The organism is Pseudomonas sp. NPDC089406 (genome assembly GCF_044900265.1).
GTDB lineage: Bacteria > Pseudomonadota > Gammaproteobacteria > Pseudomonadales > Pseudomonadaceae > Aquipseudomonas > Aquipseudomonas fakonensis.
Genome location: NZ_JBJDNC010000024.1, coordinates 75367 through 89100 on the forward strand (window position 1 = coordinate 75367; position 13734 = coordinate 89100).

The window sequence follows — 13734 nt, forward strand, 5'->3', positions numbered from 1 at the left end:
CGGTCGATCAGATCTTGACGTTGGAGCGGATGTTCCAGCCGTACTTGACCGGGCCGCCTTCCTTGCTGCCGTCGGCTTTCTGCGGCTGGTAGTCGACGGTGACCTTGGCGAAGTTCAGGGTCACGTTCTCGGTCAGGCGGTCGTCGCTGCCCGAACCGCCGGTGCTCAGCGAACTGATCAGCACCTCTTCGAGGTTGAGGATCAGGTACTCCACCTGGCTTTCACCGCCGGCCTTGCGCACGGTCAGCTTGACCTTGTCGATGTGCTTGCCGCTGGAGCAGTGGGCCATCAGGTTGGGGCTGGACTTGTCGATGTACTTGGTGATCGACAGGTCCTGGATGTTGACCTTGCCCGAGCCGCCGCCGCTGCCCATGTGCATGTTGCCGGACTGGGACATGCCCCAGCTCCAGTTCAGCACGTCGATTTCGTCCTTGTGGGCCTTGTCCTGGGACTCGCCCTTGATGTCGCCGATCTTGATGAAAATATCTACAGCCATGATGTCCTCGGAGTTTCTCGTCGATTAACGGTGGTATGGCCGATCGCGGGGCAAGCCCGCTCCCACAAGGGGCGCGGGCATGCTCCATGAAGGTCAGGCCCCTTTGGCCGAAGGCAGCTTCGACACCAGGCGCAGCGACACGGTCAGCCCTTCGAGCTGGTAGTGCGGGCGCAGGTAGAAGCGCGAGTTGTAGTAACCCGGGTTGCCCTCGACGTCCTCGACCACCACTTCGGCAGCCGCCAGCGGGTGCTGGGCCTTGGTGGTCTCGGTGGAGTGCGCCGGGTCGCCGTCGACGTAGTTGAGGATCCAGTCCTGCAGCCAGCGCTGCATCTCGTCCTTTTCCTTGAACGAGCCGATCTTGTCGCGAACGATGCACTTCAGGTAATGGGCGAAGCGGCAGGTGGCGAACAGGTACGGCAGGCGCGCAGCCAGGTTGGCGTTGGCGGTGGCGTCCGGGTCGTCGTATTCGGCCGGCTTCTGCAACGACTGGGCACCGATGAAGGCGGCAAAGTCGGTGTTCTTCTTGTGCAGCAGGGGCATGAAGCCGTTCTTCGCCAGCTCCGCCTCGCGGCGGTCGGAAATGGCGATTTCGGTCGGGCACTTCATGTCCACGCCGCCGTCGTCGGTGGGGAAGGTGTGGGCCGGCAGGCCCTGCACTTCGCCGCCCGACTCCACGCCGCGGATGCGCGAGCACCAGCCGTAGTACTTGAACGAACGGTTGATGTTCACCGCCATGGCGTAGGCGGCGTTGGCCCAGGTGTACTTGCTGCTGTCGGCGCCGTCGGTGTCTTCTTCGAAGGCGAAGGCTTCCACCGGGTCGGTCTTGGCGCCATACGGCAGGCGGGCCAAAAAGCGCGGCATGGTCAGGCCGATGTAGCGCGAGTCTTCCGATTCACGCAGCGAGCGCCAGCCGGCGTATTCCGGGGTGGTGAAGATCTTGGTCAGGTCGCGCGGGTTGGACAGCTCCTGCCACGAACCCATGCCCATCACCGTCGGCGAAGCGGCGCTGATGAACGGCGCGTGCATCGAGGCGCACACCTTCGACATCTCGCCCAGCAGCTCCACGTCGGGCGGCGACTGGTCGAAGTAGTAGTCGCCCACCAGGCAGCCGTAAGGCTCGCCGCCGAACTGGCCGTACTCCTCTTCGTAGAGCTTCTTGAACACCGGGCTCTGGTCCCAGGCGGTGCCCTTGAACTTCTTCAGGGTGCGGTGCAGGTCGTTCTTCGAGATGTTGAGCACGCGGATTTTCAGCTGCTCGTCGCTCTCGGTGTTGTTGACCAGGTAGTGCAGGCCACGCCAGGCGCTTTCCAGCTGCTGGAAGTCGTCGTGGTGGATGATCTGGTTCACCTGCGCGGTGAGCTTCTGGTCGATGGCGGCGATGATCTGCTCGATCGAGCCGATGGCATCGTTGGACACCAGGTTGGTCTGCGCCAGGGCCTGCTCGGCGAGGGTGCGCACGGCGCTCTCGACGGCTTCCTTGGCGCGTTCGGTCTTGGGCTTGAACTCCTGCAGCAGCAGGTTTGCGAACTCGCTTGGGTCCTGGGTGGCCGTTGGCTGGGCCTGGGTGTCGCGCAATGGGTCGTTCATGGGCTGGCTCCTCAGGCGCTCGGCTCGGAATCGGCAGGTTTCGGGGCGCTGGCCAGGGCCTGCAGCAGGGCCGGGTCCTTGATGGCCTTGAGGATGATGTCCTCGGCGCCGGTCTTGCCGTCCATGTAGGTCAGCAGGTTGGCCAGCTGGGTGCGGGCCTCGAGCAGCTGGTTCAGGGCATCGACCTTGCGCGCCACGGCGGCCGGGCTGAAGTCGTCCATGCTCTCGAAGGTGATGTCCAGGCTCAGGTTGCCTTCACCGGTCAGCTCGTTGGGCACGTTGAACGCCACCCGTGGCTGCATGGCTTTGAGGCGCGAGTCGAAGTTGTCGACGTCGATTTCCAGGAACTTGCGGTCGGCCACCGCCGGCAGCGGCTCGGCTGGCTTGCCGGCGAGGTCCGACAGCACGCCCATGACGAACGGCAGCTGGACCTTCTTCTCGGCGCCGTACAGTTCGACGTCGTACTCGATCTGCACGCGCGGCGCGCGGTTGCGCGCGATGAATTTCTGGGAGCTGTCTTTCGCCACGTTGTTCCTCCTGGGCGCCGCTGCGGCGGCTCTGTTCGTTGCGGGCGTTCGGTTTTATGCGGCCTTGGGCGTTCAGTAGTCGCCGTCGGGGCCGCGCAGGTTCTCGAATTGCGACATGCCATCGGGGATCAGGTCGCGCACGATGGTCGCGAAATCGGCGTTGACCAGGTTCTTCGCCCGGCGCAGCAGCACCGGCAGCGGGCTCGAGGGCTCGTGGCGGGCGTAGTACTGCAGCAGGCGTTCGAGGCTTTGTTGCACGTCCTCGCGGCTGTTCACTTCGCCTGGGCGTGCGGCCGGGCGCGGCGCTGCGGCGGCGGGGGCTTGCGCGCTATCGTCGTTGGTGCTGTCGGCGGTTGCGTGGTCATCGCTACCCAGCGGCGCTGCGCCTTCCGGGCTGTAGTCGGCCAGCACCTGCTGCACCTGGCGCAGTGGCTGGCGCAGGGCCGAGAGGTCGACGCCGCTGGCCGAGCCGACCTGGTCGTTGACCCGGCTTTCGATGGCCTCCAGGGCCTCGCGGGCCACCTGCAGGGCTTGCAGGCACTGCTGCAGTTGCTCGGGGTCGGCGTCGCGCAGGGCGGCGGCGAGTTCTTCGGCGCTCAGTTGCTCGCTGGCAAAGTGCTGCACGCCGGCGGCATGCAGGGCGGCGCGCAGGCTCACCGGGCCGAAGGCGCGCGAACGCACCAGCACGGCGTCGCGCAGCAGGGCGATGTTGGTGTCGCAGACCAGGCCGGCCAGGGCGTTGACCCGCACGGTGGGGTCGTTGTCGTCGGCGGCGTCCAGTTGCGGGTGCAGGTACAGCCAGTATTCACCCAGCAGGTCGCGGATCAGTTCGAGGCTCGCCGCCAGGCCCGGCAGGCCGTGCAGCGCCAGGTTCGACTGCACCAGGAAGTGGGTGATGCGCAAATCCTTGCTGCGTTGCAGCAGGCCGGTGCACGCCTGCTCGATATCGCGCCACTGGGGCGGCTCGGCCGCTTGCACGGCATCGCCCATCACGCGCTCGGGGCGGCCCTGGGCATCGCGCTCCAGTTGCAGAAAATCGGCGTCGTATTCGAGGTCTTCGCCGCAGGGGAAGTCGGCGGAAACAGCGGCGAGCAACTGCGGCGAGTTCACCAGAATTCGATCTCCATATCGGCCCGTGGTGGGGCAGTTGTTGGCGCCAAGTTACTTTTGTGAACAAGCGCACAAACTTGTCAAAGAATGCGAAGTTGATATCAAGGTGATATCACTTTGGCACTCTGAAGTTGCGCATTTATGGTTTATTTGTAAACAAGTGTCAAGGTAAGCTACGCGCCGCGAGTGAGGGCTGTGAACTACTTGGCAGCCTGCGTTGTCCATGCGTCGGGTGCCATCAAAGTGCCTCGATTCTAGGATTAAATACGCCCTTCCAATCACCCTTTGCCGGTGTATTCCCCAATGTTTGCTGGGGTTTCTGCCGTTAGGTGGGGGCGGGCTCGCAAGCCTATTCAAATGAATGGGTGCGTGTTTCATATATATGCATGGAGGCATGATGGCACTTTGCCTAACTATCACCAGTTACCACAAGATCACGCCCGGGCAATGCCCGGAGAAGTTGCTGGAAACCGGTGCCATCACTGTTGGCCGTGCCGCGGATAATGACTGGGTACTTCCCGACCCAGAGCGCCTGGTGTCGTCGAAACATTGTGTGATCCAGTTCAAAGATGGGCGTTACTACCTCACCGATAACAGTACCAACGGTGTGGAATTGCTCAACGCCGGTATTCGCCTGCGCCGGGGTAACAGCGAGCCGTTGATGGACGGCGAAGTTATCCGTATTGGCGAGTATGAAATCCAGGCGCGCATCGACGCTGGCCACGCCATCACCACCGGCGGCCAGCCCGACGGCAACAGCTTCGAAGCGTTGATGGCCAACCAGGTGGCTGCGCCGGCCATCCCCGCTGCACCGATTTCCGGCGCGCCGGCAGCCTTTTTGCAAGGTGCGTCGAGCCACGACACGTTGCCCGACCTGTTCGATTTTCTCGGCCCGGCCAGTGTGCCGCCGGCCAGCCAGCCGGACCACGTGCCGGCCCAGCAGCATGATTTTCGCCCGCCCACCCCGGTGGCGCCGCCAGCACCTGTGGCGCCGCCTGCCGCGCCGGGCGTGATCCCGGCGGACTGGGACCTGCTCGACAGCACGCCGGCGCCCATTGCGCCGCCAGTGCCGATGCCGGAGCCGGTGCGCGCCGCCGAACCAGTTGCCGCCCCCGCGCCGACTCCAGCCCCGGCTCCAGCACCTGCACCCGCCCCGGCGGCCAGCAGCGATGCCCTGCTGCAAGCCTTCCTGCGCGGCGCCGGCATCGATCACCTGCGTATCGACGCCCAGGACGCCGCCGCGCAGATGGAGGCCATCGGCCGCAGCTACCGCTTGATGGTCGAGGGCCTGATCGACGTGCTGCGCGCGCGCAGCAGCCTCAAGGGCGAGTTCCGCATGCAGCAGACCAGCATCGCCCCGGTACAGAACAACCCGCTCAAGTTCGCCCCCAATGCCGAAGAGGCGCTGCTGTTGCTGCTGCGCCCCGGCAACCAGGCGTTCATGCCCCCCGACCAGGCGCTGCGCGACAGCTTTGACGACCTGCGCGCCCACCAGTTGGCGGTGATGGCCGGCGTGGAGGCGGCCATCAAGCACCTGCTGACGCGCTTCGAGCCGGCCCGCCTGGAGCAGCGCCTGGCCCCGGCCGCGGGGCTGGCCAAGCTGTTCGGCGGTTCGCGCCAGGCCCATTGCTGGCAGCAGTTCACCGAGCTTTACGGGCAGATTTCCCGCGAGGCCGAGGACGACTTCCAGGACCTGTTCGGCCGCGAATTCAGCCGCGCCTACGAGGCCCACGGCAGCCGCCTGCAACGCAACTGAAGCCCTGCCCACAGGAAGAACACGACACGTCATGAGGACGAGGATGAACGCAACACGACTGATCGCCGCCCTGGCCCTGGTGCTGCTTGGCGCCTGCAGCAAGGACGCGCCGGTCGAACCTGCCGCCGCAGACCCTGCCAGCGGCATCACCCTGTATTTCAGCGCCGCCGCCGGCCTGAACCCGGGCGCCACCGGCACCCCGGCGCCGGTGCGGGTGCGCCTGTACGAGCTGAAAAACAGCGCAGCCTTTGCCCGCGCCGATTATTTCGCCCTGGCCGAACGGGCCCAGGCCACCCTGGGCGCCGACTTGATCGACCAGGACGAAGTGCTGCTGCAGCCCGGCGAACAACTGCGCCTGGAGCGCCCGCTGAACCCGGCCACCCGCCAGCTCGGCCTGGTGGTCGGCTACCGCGAGATCGACCAGGCCCAGTGGCGCAGCGTGCTGCCGGTGCCGCCCCGTGATTATCAGATCAGCCTCGATGTGCGTGCCGTGCGCAGCGCCGTGGCCACCCCACAACCTGAGCCTGCCCGCTAGGCAATCGGAGTCCTCATGTCCTGGAACAATCGCGTGGTCTGGTCGGAAGGCATGTTCATCACGACCCAGCACTTCCAGCAGCACGACCGCTACCTGGAAAACTTCGTCGACGCCCGCAGCCGCCCGCTCAGCGCCGCCGCCTGGGGATTTTCCGAGCTGCTCATCGACCAGGGCCTGCTGGCCCAGGGCAAGCTGGCGATCCTCAGCGCCCGCGGCCTGTTGCCTGACGGCACGCCGTTCGACATCCCGCGTGACGACCTGCCGCCAGCGCCGCTGGAGGTGCCGGACGAGCTGCGCGATGGGGTGATCTACCTGGGCCTGCCGCTCAAGCGTGCCGGCGCCCGCGATACCGTCGACGACGGCGAGGCCGCCGATGGCGCGCGCTATGTCAGCCGTATCAGCGAAGTGCGCGACGACAATGCCCCGTTCGAAAACCGCGCGCCGCTGGCCCTGGGCAGCCGCGCCCTGCGCCTGCTGCGCGCCGAGGACGGGCTGAGCGACTACGCCGCGTTAGGTGTGGTGCGCATTCGCGAAAAGCGCGCCGACCGCGCCCTGGTACTGGACGAGCGCTATATCCCGCCGCTGCTGGACGTAACGGCGAATACCCAGCTGTCGGGGTTCCGTGGCGAGCTGCTGGGCTTGTTGCACCAGCGCGGCGAGGCCCTGGCCGGGCGTGTGGTGGCCTCGGCCAACGGCGGCGCTTCGGAGATCGCCGACTTCATGCTGCTGCAACTGGTCAACCGCGCCCAGCCGTTGGTGGAGCACCTCAACCAGCTGACCCCGTTGCACCCCGAGCGGCTGTACAGCGAGCTGGTGGCCCTGGCCGGCGAGTTCGCCACCTTCACCCGTGATGGCCGGCGCCCCGAGGGCTACCCGGTGTACCAGCACGACGACCTGGCCGCCACCTTCACCCCGGTGATGGCGGCGCTGCGCGAGGCGCTGTCGATGCTGATCGACAGCAAGGCGGTGGCCATCCCGCTGGTGGAAAAAGCCTACGGCATCCACGTCGGCATGCTCGCCGACCGCAGCCTGCTGGACAGCGCCAGCTTCATCCTTGTGGTACGCGCCGACGTGCCCAGCGAAACCCTGCGCGCGCGTTTTGGCCAGCAGAGCAAGATCGGCTCGGTGGAGCACATCCGCGACCTGGTCAACCTGCAACTGCCGGGCATCGGCCTGTTGCCGCTGCCGGTGGCGCCACGGCAGATCCCGTTCCATGCAGGTTCCACCTACTTCGAGCTGGACCGCGGTAGCGAGCACTGGAAGCAGCTGCAGCAGTCGGGCGGCTTTGCCTTCTACATGGCCGGCGAGTTCCCCGGGTTGAACCTGGCCTTCTGGGCGATTCGGGGGTAAGTCGATGGCGCTCGATATGGCCGCAATCCTGTGGGAGCGGGTTTACCGGGGTGCCGGACCACCGCGAAGCAGACAACACGGTGGATGGCACCGGCTGCGCCGGTGTTCGCGGCTAAAGCCGCTCCTACAGATCCTTGCCAGGCCAACAGACCTTGGGCAGCCCTGTGCCACCCCCCTTCCACGGACCGGAGACTAAGCCGCGATGCAATCGGATGACCGCACCCAGTTCATGCCGCGCCCCGGTGGCCGTGGCCCGCAGCCGGCCGCCGCGCAGCCGCAGGCAGCTGCTGCGCCGCTGAACATCCCCGCCGAACCCCTGGCCCCCGGCCAGGCGGTAGGCCTGAACCCCCTGGAGCAAGCCGCTGGCCCCCTGCTGGCGCTGCTCACCCGCCTGCGCAACACCATCGCCCACCCGGCGCCGGCCAGCCTGCGCGCGCAACTGCTGGCCTACCTGCGCCAGTTCGAGGAACGCGCCGAAGCCGGCGGCGTGCCGCGCAACGAAGTGCTGCTGGCCCGCTACGCACTGTGCACCGCCCTCGACGAAGCGGTGCTCAGCACCCCCTGGGGCAGCGCCAGCGACTGGGGCAAGCAAAGCTTGTTGATCACCGTGCACAACGAGGCCTGGGGCGGCGAAAAGGTGTTCCAGCTGATGGAGCACTGCCTGCAAAGCCCGCGTGAGCGCATCAACCTGCTGGAGCTTTTGTACCTGTGCACCAGCCTGGGCTTTGAAGGCCGCTACCGGGTAATGAACGGCGGCCGCGCCCAGCTCGAAGCCCTGCGCGAGCGCACTGCGGCGGCCATTCGCAGTGCCCGCGGCGACGTGGAGCGTGAGCTGTCGCCGCACTGGCGCGGCGTGACCGTGGCCCGCGACCGCCTGGCGCAGTTCGTGCCGCCGTGGGTTGGCCTGGCCATCGCCCTGGCGCTGCTGTTGCTGGTGCTGTTCGGCCTGCGCCTGAAGCTGGCCTCTGACGCAGAGCCGGTGTTCCGCGGCATCCACGCCTTGGGCGAAATCCCGGTGCAGGCCATGGACCGCCCGGTGGTGCAGCCCAAACCAGTGGAACGCCCGCGCCTGGCGGGCTTCCTGGCTGACGAAATCAAGGCCGGGCGCGTCGCCGTGGAAGATGCGGTGGACCGTTCGGTGGTGACCATCCGTGGCGACGAGCTGTTCGCCAGCGGCAGCGCCAGCATCAAGGGCGACTTCGAGCCGCTGATGCTGCGCATCGCCGAGGCAGTGGGCAAGGTCAAGGGCAACGTCAAGGTGACTGGCCACAGCGACAACCAACGCATCGCCACCATCCGCTTCCCGTCCAACTGGGCGTTGTCCCAGGCCCGTGCCGAGGAGGTGCGCGACATCCTCGCCGCCCGCACCGGGCAGGCGCAGCGCTTCACCGCGCAAGGGCTGAGCGACACCGAGCCGCTGGCGTCCAACGACAGCGCCCAGGGCCGGGCGAAGAATCGCCGGGTTGAAATCACCGTTCTGGCGGAGGGCGTCGAGTGAAGGCGTTTTTCAGTTTTGTCATTCGCTGGGTGATCCCGGTACTCGGCCTGCTGGCCCTGAGCCTGATCATCTGGTTCGTCGGCCCGCTGCTGGACGCGCTGGTGCCGGCCACCCCGCGGGTGGTGCTGATCGTCTTGCTGTTCGCGGTGTGGATCGGCTATCGCGTGTGGCGGGTGATCCAGGCCCGCCGCCAGGCTGCCAAGGTGATGGAAAGCCTGGCCGCCGAAACCGCGCCAGACCCTGCCAGCGTGGCCACCGCCGAAGAGCTGGCCACCCTGCGCCAGCGCATGGACGAAGCCCTGGTGCTGCTGAAAAAAGCGCGCCTGGGCGGTGACGAGCGGCGCAACCTGTACGAGCTGCCGTGGTACGTGATTATCGGCCCGCCCGGCTCGGGCAAGACCACCGCGCTGGTGAACTCCGGCCTGCACTTCCCGCTGGCCGCGCAACTGGGCGAGGGCGCCATCCGTGGCGTGGGCGGCACGCGCAACTGCGACTGGTGGTTCACCGACCAGGCCGTGCTGCTGGACACCGCCGGGCGCTACACCACCCAGGACAGCCATGCGCAAGTGGACAAGGCCGCCTGGCTGGGCTTTCTCGACCTGCTCAAGAGCCAGCGCTCGCGCCGCCCCATTGATGGCGCGTTCATCGCCATCAGCCTGTCTGACCTGCTGCTGGGCAGCGACGCCGAGCGCGCCGCCCATGCCGCAGCCATTCGCACCCGTATCCAGGAGCTGTACAGCCAGCTGGGGGTGCGCTTCCCGATCTACCTGATGCTGACCAAGCTCGACCTGGTGCCGGGCTTCATGGAGTTCTTCGACAACCTGGGCAAGGAAGAGCGCGCCCAGGTGTGGGGCATGACCTTCGCCCTGGACGACGGCCAGCACGGCGACGGCCCGCTGGCGCAGTTCAGCAATGAGTTCGGCCTGCTCGAACAACGCCTGAACCAGCGCTTGGTCGAGCGCCTGCAACAGGAGCGCGACCCGGCGCGGCGCGACCTGGTGTATGGCTTCGTGCAGCAGTTCGCGGCGCTGCGCGGCAACCTGAAAAGCTTCCTCGACGGCGTGTTCAAACCCAACGCCTTCGAAGAGCGCGCCCTGCTGCGCGGGGTGTACCTGACCAGCGGCACCCAGGAAGGCAGCCCCATCGACCGCCTGATCGGCAGCATGGCCCAGAGCATGGGCCTGGACCGCGCGCACCTGGCGCGGCAGAACGGCACCGGGCGCAGCTACTTCATCGAGAAGCTGTTCAGCGCCGTGGCTTTCGCCGAGCGGGGCCTGGTGGGCAGCAACCCGAAGGTCGAGCAGCGGCGCAAGTGGCTGGCCCGTGGCGCTCTGGCCCTGAGCGTGGCCCTGGTGCTGGTGGTCGGTAGCCTGTGGGCGGTGAGTTACCGCGCCAACCAGCAGTACATCGCCGAGGTGGACAGCCGCCTCAAGCCGGTGGGCAAGAGCGTGCAGGAGCTGAGCCCGGCGCAGCGCAACGTGCTCGAGGTGCTGCCGCTGCTCAACGCCGTGCGCCGCCTGGCCGACGACCCGCCCGGCTGGGCCGAGGGCCTGGGCCTGTACCAGGGCGACATGCTCGAAGGCGAATCGCAAAGTGTGTACCGCAAGCTGCTGATTGCCATATTCGCCCCGCGCCTGGTCACCCGCATCGAGGAGCAGCTGTACGCCGGCGGCCCCTCCGACTACCTGTACGAAGGCCTCAAGGCCTACCTGATGCTGGCCGACGGCGAGCACTACGACGCCGATTTCATCAAGGCCTGGGTCACCCTGGACTGGGAGCGCAGCCTGCCCCGCGACTTGGCCCCGGACATGCGCCAGGCCCTGGAACAGCACCTGGCGGCGCTGTTCGACAAGCGCCCGCCCAACGCCCGCCTGGACCAGCGCCTGATCGACGACACCCGCCGCCAGTTGCAGCAGCTGCCGGTGGCCCAGCGTGTGTACGACCGGGTCAAACGCCAGAAGCTGCCCGCTGGCGTGAGCGATTTTCGCGTCAGCGACGCCGCCGGGCGCGATGCTGCGCTGGTGTTCCGCTTCAAGAGCGGCAAGCCGTTGAGCGAGCCGCTGCCGGGCATCTTCAGCGTCGAGGGCTACCGCAAGGCGTTCCTGGCTGCCAGCCTTGCGCAAGCCACCACCCTGGCCGAAGAGCGCTGGGTGCTGGGCCGCGAACCGGGCGAGGCGGGTGATGCCAAGCGCCTGGCCGACGACGTGCTGCAGCTGTATTACCAGGACTACATCCGCCACTGGGATGCCCTGCTGGCCGACCTGGACTTTGTGCCCATCACCAGCGTCGGCCAGGCCGCCGATGTGCTGCGGGTGCTGTCCGGGCCGACTTCGCCGATGAAAAAACTGCTGCAGGCGGTGGCCCATGAAACCGACCTGTCCCAGCCCACCACCCTCGACAAGGTCAAGGACAAGGCCGAGCAGGCCGGCGTCGACCAGTTGCGCCAGCGCTTGGGCGGCCTGCTGGGCGACACGCCGCTGGCCAGCGACAACCCGGCCGCGCGCCAGCTGGACCCGGTCACCGAGCACTTCGCCGAAGTGGCCGCGCTGGTTGCAACCGGCGAAGGCCAGCCAGCGGCCATCGACGGCTTGCTCACCGACCTGAACGCGCTGTACGTGCAGGTGAGCGCCATGGTCGGGGCCAGTGGCGATGCGCTGCTGGGCGAGGCCAAGAACCAGGCCCAGGCTGCCGCGCAGCGGGTGGCCCTGGGCGCGGCGCGCCAGCCCAAGGTGGTGCAGAACCTGGTCAGCTCGGTGCTGGGCTCGACCCACAACATCGTCATGGGCGGGGTGCGCAGCCAGCTCAACGCCGCCTGGACCAGCGAAGTGGTCAACGTCTACCGCCAGTCCCTGAGCGGCCGCTACCCGCTGGTGGCCGGCAGCTCGCGGGACGCCACCCTGGAAGACTTCGGCCAGTTCTTCGGCGTTGGCGGGGTGATGGACAACTACTTCCGCAAGTACCTGCAGCCCTACGTCAACACCTCCAGCAGCCCCTGGAGCTGGCAGCCGGGTGCGGCGCAAAAGCTCGGCATCAACAGCAACGTGCTGGGCACCTTCCAGCGCGCGGCGAGCATCCGCGATGCGTTCTTCCGCAACACCAGCGGCCTGCAACCGGGGGTGCGCTTCGAGCTCAAGCCGGTGGCGATGGACGCCAGCATCACCCAGTTCCTGCTCGACCTCGACGGCCAGCAGGTCAGCTACGACCACGGCCCGAGCCGCCCGGTGGCGCTGCAGTGGCCCAACCCCAACAGCATCGGCGTGGTGCGCCTGTCGGTGACCCCGCCACTGGCCAGCGGCCGCTCCGGGCTGACCGTGGAAGGGCCGTGGGCGTGGTTCCGCCTGCTCGACCAGTCGGACCTGGTGGCCGGCAACTCGCCCGAGCGCTTCAACCTGCGCCTGCGCGTCGATGGCGCCAGCGTGTCCTACGAGCTGCGTGCCAGCAGCGCCTTCAACCCGTTCCGCAGCCGAGTGGTCAGCGGTTTCAGCCTGCCGGAGCGCCTGTGAACGAGCTTGGCTTCTACGGAAAACTGGCCTGCCGTGGCGACTTCGTCAGCCGTGGCCTGCCGCAGACCTTCATCCAGCCCTGGGACCAGTGGCTGGCGGCGGGGCTTCAGGCCAGCCAGCAGGGCCTCGGGGAGCATTGGCTCGAGGCGTATCTGGTCAGCCCGTTGTGGCGCTTTGCCTTGGCGCCGGGGGTGTGTGGGCCGGACGCCGTGGTGGGCGTGCTGATGCCGAGCATCGACCGGGTGGGGCGGTATTTCCCGTTGACCGTGGCCCAGGTGTTGGGGGCGGGGGAGTCGTTGGCCAGTGTCGTGGCGGGTGGGGATGAGTGGTTTGAGGGCGTCGAGCAGGTGTTGTTGGCGACGCTTGAGCCGGATGCTGCCTTCGAGAGTTTTGAGGCTGCTTTGCAGCCTTTTCGCGACGCAAGGCCGCTCCTACAAGGGCCGCGTAACACCTTTGGTGGGTTGCAGCGGCTGGACGCGACTTCGCCTGAGGGGCGAGCGCTGGCGTTGGCCGAGTGCGCCTGCGAGGGCATGAGCTTGTGGTGGGGCCGGGGTTCGGAACGCATTGCCCCGGGGCTGATGCGCTGTGCGGGCTTGCCGCGCAGTGCGGATTTCGCCGGCTTTTTATTGGGTAGCGAGGCTGCGATCGGATGACCGACATGCAATACAGCGCCGCCAGCTACAGCCATGTCGGCATGGTGCGCAAGATCAACGAAGACGCCTGCCTGGACCTGACCTGGGCCGGCCTGTGGGCGGTGGCCGACGGTATGGGCGGGCATGCTGCCGGCGACTATGTGGCAAGCCTGGCCGTGGACAGCCTGCGCAGCCTGCCGATGCTCGATTCGCTGAAAGAATTCGCCGACGAGGTGCGTGACGGCCTGGCCTGGGTCAACCGCACCGTGCGTGACGAAACCGCCCGCCGCGGCGTGGCGATGATGGGCAGCACCGTGGTGGTGCTGGCCGCACGCGGCGAGCTGGCCATCGGCCTGTGGGCCGGCGACAGCCGCCTGTACCGCCTGCGTGATGGCTGCATCGAGCGCCTGTCCCACGACCACAGCTACGTGCAGGAGCTGCAGGACAGCGGCCTGCTCAGCGAGGCCGAGGCGCGGGTGCACCCGCGCGGCAACATCGTCACCCGCGCCCTGGGCGTGGAGGAGCATTTCGAATTGCAGTCGGTGGCCTTGCAGGTGCAGCCCGGCGACACCTACCTGTTGTGCAGCGACGGCCTGAACAAGACCGCCGAAGACCATGAAATCGCCGATGTGCTCGGCCACGCCGACCCCTACCAGGTGGTGCGCAGCCTGGTGCACCTGGGCCTGACCCGCGGCGCGCCCGACAACATCACCGCCGTGGTGGTGAAGGCCAACTGATGA

Annotated in this window: 11 protein-coding genes; 7 read left to right on the forward strand and 4 right to left on the reverse strand. The window is 67.3% G+C overall.

The window, feature by feature from the left end:
• Window positions 1–7: 7 nt before the first annotated feature.
• From ACI2KK_RS17800 to tssA, 4 genes are all read right to left on the reverse strand, one after another.
• Window positions 8–496: a type VI secretion system tube protein Hcp gene (locus ACI2KK_RS17800; RefSeq protein WP_217841329.1), complete on the reverse strand. Its 489-nt coding sequence runs from the start codon at window positions 494–496 to the stop codon at window positions 8–10.
• Window positions 497–589: 93 nt separating this feature from the next.
• The gene (gene tssC, locus ACI2KK_RS17805; protein ID WP_404669891.1) at window positions 590–2083 is read right to left on the reverse strand and encodes a type VI secretion system contractile sheath large subunit; all 1494 of its coding nucleotides are present in this window, start codon (window positions 2081–2083) and stop codon (window positions 590–592) included.
• 11 nt (window positions 2084–2094) lie between these two features.
• Window positions 2095–2610 (reverse strand): type VI secretion system contractile sheath small subunit, encoded by a 516-nt coding sequence (gene tssB / locus ACI2KK_RS17810; protein WP_404669892.1) that lies wholly within the window; start codon window positions 2608–2610, stop codon window positions 2095–2097.
• Between the two features lie 72 nt (window positions 2611–2682).
• Complete coding sequence (gene tssA / locus ACI2KK_RS17815; RefSeq protein WP_404669893.1) at window positions 2683–3720, reverse strand: type VI secretion system protein TssA; 1038 nt, start codon at window positions 3718–3720, stop codon at window positions 2683–2685.
• Window positions 3721–4117: 397 nt separating this feature from the next.
• Between tssA and tagH the strand changes: the two genes are divergently transcribed.
• The 7 genes from tagH to ACI2KK_RS17850 all read left to right on the forward strand — a co-directional run bounded on the left by tagH (window position 4118) and on the right by ACI2KK_RS17850 (window position 13731).
• Window positions 4118–5476 (forward strand): type VI secretion system-associated FHA domain protein TagH, encoded by a 1359-nt coding sequence (gene tagH / locus ACI2KK_RS17820; protein WP_404669894.1) that lies wholly within the window; start codon window positions 4118–4120, stop codon window positions 5474–5476.
• Window positions 5477–5519: 43 nt separating this feature from the next.
• Window positions 5520–6011, forward strand: a complete 492-nt coding sequence (gene tssJ, locus ACI2KK_RS17825; protein ID WP_404669895.1) for a type VI secretion system lipoprotein TssJ — start codon at window positions 5520–5522, stop codon at window positions 6009–6011.
• Window positions 6012–6026: 15 nt separating this feature from the next.
• Window positions 6027–7361, forward strand: coding sequence for a type VI secretion system baseplate subunit TssK (tssK, locus tag ACI2KK_RS17830; protein ID WP_404669896.1), 1335 nt, complete (start codon window positions 6027–6029; stop codon window positions 7359–7361).
• A gap of 202 nt (window positions 7362–7563) precedes the next feature.
• Window positions 7564–8859, forward strand: a complete 1296-nt coding sequence (locus tag ACI2KK_RS17835; RefSeq protein ID WP_404669897.1) for a DotU family type VI secretion system protein — start codon at window positions 7564–7566, stop codon at window positions 8857–8859.
• The gene (gene tssM, locus ACI2KK_RS17840; RefSeq protein ID WP_404669898.1) at window positions 8856–12362 is read left to right on the forward strand and encodes a type VI secretion system membrane subunit TssM; all 3507 of its coding nucleotides are present in this window, start codon (window positions 8856–8858) and stop codon (window positions 12360–12362) included. Before ACI2KK_RS17835 ends, tssM begins: the two co-directional genes overlap by 4 nt.
• Window positions 12359–13015 carry a type VI secretion system-associated protein TagF gene (tagF, locus tag ACI2KK_RS17845; protein WP_404669899.1) on the forward strand — a complete coding sequence of 219 codons (657 nt, stop codon included), beginning with the start codon at window positions 12359–12361 and terminating at the stop codon, window positions 13013–13015. The genes tssM and tagF overlap by 4 nt, the downstream gene beginning before the upstream one ends.
• A complete protein-coding gene (locus ACI2KK_RS17850; protein WP_217841338.1) occupies window positions 13012–13731 on the forward strand; it encodes a PP2C family serine/threonine-protein phosphatase in 720 nt (239 codons plus the stop codon). Before tagF ends, ACI2KK_RS17850 begins: the two co-directional genes overlap by 4 nt.
• Window positions 13732–13734 lie beyond the last annotated feature (3 nt).

What these genes read in the sequence shown, in the direction of transcription:
- ACI2KK_RS17800 (WP_217841329.1), bottom strand. Translation starts at nt 496, where the DNA reads ATGGCTGTAGATATTTTCATCAAGATCGGCGACATCAAGGGCGAGTCC.
- tssC (WP_404669891.1), bottom strand. Translation starts at nt 2,083, where the DNA reads ATGAACGACCCATTGCGCGACACCCAGGCCCAGCCAACGGCCACCCAG.
- tagH (WP_404669894.1), top strand. Translation starts at nt 4,118, where the DNA reads ATGGCACTTTGCCTAACTATCACCAGTTACCACAAGATCACGCCCGGG.
- tssJ (WP_404669895.1), top strand. Translation starts at nt 5,520, where the DNA reads ATGAACGCAACACGACTGATCGCCGCCCTGGCCCTGGTGCTGCTTGGC.
- tssK (WP_404669896.1), top strand. Translation starts at nt 6,027, where the DNA reads ATGTCCTGGAACAATCGCGTGGTCTGGTCGGAAGGCATGTTCATCACG.
- ACI2KK_RS17835 (WP_404669897.1), top strand. Translation starts at nt 7,564, where the DNA reads ATGCAATCGGATGACCGCACCCAGTTCATGCCGCGCCCCGGTGGCCGT.
- ACI2KK_RS17850 (WP_217841338.1), top strand. Translation starts at nt 13,012, where the DNA reads ATGACCGACATGCAATACAGCGCCGCCAGCTACAGCCATGTCGGCATG.